This window comes from Paenibacillus sp. 01T422, assembly GCF_056398785.1.
Window position 1 is genome coordinate 1 of sequence record NZ_JBFTQB010000722.1, and the last position, 3,418, is coordinate 3,418.

4 protein-coding genes are annotated in these 3,418 nt (G+C 39.5%); 2 read left to right on the top strand and 2 right to left on the bottom strand.

The window, feature by feature from the left end:
* Positions 1–299: 299 nt before the first annotated feature.
* Positions 300–1,730, top strand: coding sequence for a hypothetical protein (locus tag AC1DUA_RS29790; RefSeq protein WP_477503184.1), 1,431 nt, complete (start codon positions 300–302; stop codon positions 1,728–1,730).
* 68 nt (positions 1,731–1,798) lie between these two features.
* On the opposite strand, the gene AC1DUA_RS29795 is transcribed toward AC1DUA_RS29790, so the two are convergent.
* On the bottom strand, positions 1,799–2,386 hold the full coding sequence (locus tag AC1DUA_RS29795; protein WP_477503185.1) for an NAD(P)H-dependent oxidoreductase: 588 nt from the start codon (positions 2,384–2,386) through the stop codon (positions 1,799–1,801).
* Between the two features lie 119 nt (positions 2,387–2,505).
* Between AC1DUA_RS29795 and AC1DUA_RS29800 the strand changes: the two genes are divergently transcribed.
* Entirely contained in the window at positions 2,506–2,934 is a 429-nt protein-coding gene (locus AC1DUA_RS29800; protein WP_477503186.1) for a MarR family winged helix-turn-helix transcriptional regulator, read from the top strand.
* Between the two features lie 88 nt (positions 2,935–3,022).
* Here the strand turns inward: AC1DUA_RS29800 and AC1DUA_RS29805 are convergent.
* Positions 3,023–3,418: hypothetical protein (locus tag AC1DUA_RS29805; protein WP_477503187.1), on the bottom strand; the 396-nt coding region annotated here is incomplete at its 5' end.

Below are 3,418 nucleotides of genomic sequence, written 5' to 3' on the forward strand. Positions count from 1 at the left end.
AACTGAGGATGACATTTTGGCCATTTGTCGAATATATAAATTTGAGTTTGTGAAATCTATCAGCGTACTTAATCCAATAATAAAGAATACGGTTTGATCAAATTGCTCTTCCTGAATGAAGAAGTCATCATGATCGGCGAATATGGATTTAATTTCCTGAACCATATTAAGCATAAATTAAACCCCTAATTTTAGACGTAGGATTAGTCTGAGCGGTAATTGGGATTTTTATGCAATTTATTTGTATTTTGCCCCCGATTGGGGAATATTACATATAAATTGAGTATGGGGGTCTATTAATGGAGCAACGTTTAGCTATCACTGAAAAAACAATGCATGTGGCCTTGCATCAATTTATCTTCCCCTTTTCCATTAATCGAAATGCCCAAAATCAATTTAAAGAACAATTGCTCAAAGATGAATTTATTCCTTTTTTGATATGCGAGACAAAGCAAGAAGAAATGTATTATGGCCCAGGGTACCATGTGTCTCACAGGGAAATGGAGCGATATTATCTCCCTTTCACAAGTAGCTTCTTATTTCCTCATGAGGAGGATAACGAGGAGGGGTTCAGACGTTATTCAAAACAAATGAATGTAGCATGTTCCCTTCACTCTCCGTATTTCAATTTAGCTTTTACGATTCACTCTGTTGACGTTATCCTTTGCCCTTTTGATCTTGGGTTTATCACCATTCGCACTGAACTAAAATGTGAGGATATCAATTATTCACTGGCACTGGAATTCGCGAAGCGTTTCAGAGTACTTCAAAATATGAATAAGCAAGATGACGAATCCTATATTCAATATAACCATTTAACATTTAAAGAAAGTGAATCGTTCATTTTTCATATTTTAGGGCCACATACCTTGGCTTTTTTGGACAAAGGACGACTAGACGAGGTCTACTTTGAGAAGTTGCCTTTCTTTCTTGATGAATGCATGTATGTTGAATGTTTTTATTCGTTAGTAGAAGGTTCAGAAATCTCTTTAGTGGACATTTATCGAGCAGCACGTATCGACGGGTTGGATAAAGAGGGTAGACCTTTTATCGGTGCAACCAATTTGAACTATATCAAATCATATAGCGAACGGCATTCATACGACCGATGGGGTCCAGATACTTATTTTATCACCGATGAAAATGCATTTTCATGTATCACTAAGCAATCACAACCAATCGCGGTCAAAATAGCCAATAAAATGTACGGAGAGTATTATTACGGCCTCTTGCTTAACTTATTTCACAAAATTGTGCTTCTCAAAATTTCAAACCAATACTCCCAAGTTCGATTGGAGCAAAACCAAGGTAAAATCGAAGAATTGATTCGTTCTATTACTGATTTTTCTGCCAAGTATTACTTTATTGAAGTCGTTTCTCAATCTCAAGGGAAAGAAATCTTCCTTCAGCTGCGCAAGTTCTATGGGAACGATGAGCTTTTTGTTGAAGTCAAACGAACACTGACAGACCTGTTTGAATATCAGTCCAATTATACGAATAAACGTGCCAGTTATCTGCTTCGCATCTTAACGATCTATACAGTGATTAGTGGCATATACGGGATGAACCAGGTAATTGAAGATTTAAAAGGACCGATTAACTGGAGAAAAATACATGATTATTCGGTATTTCAGTATTTTGCATTAGTAGTTGCTGTCTCAGGAATTCTTATCGGAATTAGTTTGGCCTTTGATTCTCTGCGGCAATTAATTAAAAAACGTAAATATTAAACAATAGCAGACTAATTTGAATAAAATCACGAAAAAGTAGCGCGGTGAAGCTAGTTGATCTACTACGGTTAACCGTCTACCTTTTTGAAATAATCATAAATTTTCTCTAACTTTTGCTGTTGATTGCCTCGTGGACTCTCCATACTGCCAAATTCAAAAAACTTTACCTTTTTAATGCCCACATAGTTAAACAGCGCTTTTTTCATTAACACTTTGTGAGCGTTATTTAGCCAATAGAGCGGATATAATACGGGTCCCTTCATACTTGAAATACACACCACTGACTTCCCCTTCAGAAGTCCTTCTGGCAGCATCCCTCCCGTATCCTTATAGGCAAATCCAGAAGCAAACATCTGGTCAATATATCCCATGAGCATTGCTGGAGGCCGTCCCCACCAGATCGGATATACGAATACAATTTTGTCAGCCCACTTAAGTTGTTCCCTGTACACAGCAAGATCAGGATCGGCGTGCATATCCCTCCTACGCTTATTTTCATTAAAGATCAGGATCGGATTAAATCTTTCCTCATATAGATCCAATACCCTCACATCACTTATTTTGGGATTTTCCCTGCTCCCCTGGACGACCTTCTGCAAAAATGCATAACTCAAGCTTTGGTGATTTGGATGCGTGTAAATGATCAGTGTATTCATTTCAACTCTCCTTTACTTATCTTTTGATAAGTAAATCCTAGCACACTTCATTTTTAGTTGTCAAATGATAATTGTTAATTGATAATAATTCTGCTATGATTTCAATATGAGGTGATCCTGTGGAGAAGAATCTACTATTTCAGAAATTCGTGACTTTCACGACCGCAGTCCACCAAGTAACGCATGATATGACGAAAGATGTGAGATCAGAATCTCTTACTCCCGTTCAATATAAGATTCTAGAGTACATTGCCGTCAGCCAGCCCGTTACACTTAGCGAAATTAGTGACTGTATGCATATGTCCATGCCAAACACAAGCCGTGAGCTTAGAAAATTGAGTGAAAAACAACTGTGTGAGAAGATTACCGATGCCGAAGACCGTCGCAAACAGTCTATCCGGCTTTCAAAAGAAGGTAATGCCGTTATGAGCGGGATATTTCAGCGTATTGAAACCCAGTTCGTCGAGAGAATAGGAACCCTCTCCGCTGAAGAATTGAAAGAGATTGAACGTGCATTGGATGTTTTGATGAACAAGGTATTCTATTAAAATGAAGGTCGTTTGTTCGTTCAAAAAGTCAACGAAAAAGCCACTTGCGGGAATTAAATTCCGCAAGTGGCTAACGATTCACAATTCCCTAGGGTTGCAGCAACATGACATAGAAATAGCCTTCACTGCTGTAACCCGGGCCCCGCGGTGTAGCTACCGGACTGTACAACTGCACTTGATACAATCCGCTGCCTTTGCTTAAAGTAAGCGGGATTCGGAACGTACCGTCCTTTACTCCCACCTGTTCCGTCGATGCAGAGGGAATGAAGCCGTGACCCTCTTCAAACTTGGAGACTCCAAATGCGAAGTTCGAATCCGCTTTCCCAGTGAATGTCAGATTCGAGGCATCGGTCTTTATATAGCCCACTTCAGTTTGATCCAGCTTGAAGCCGGGGATGCCGATATTCAGAGGAACCGTTTCGTAACTGGTCCTTACTGGATAGGAAGCCGAATACAGGATCCGGTTGCCCTGCACGACCTCTGC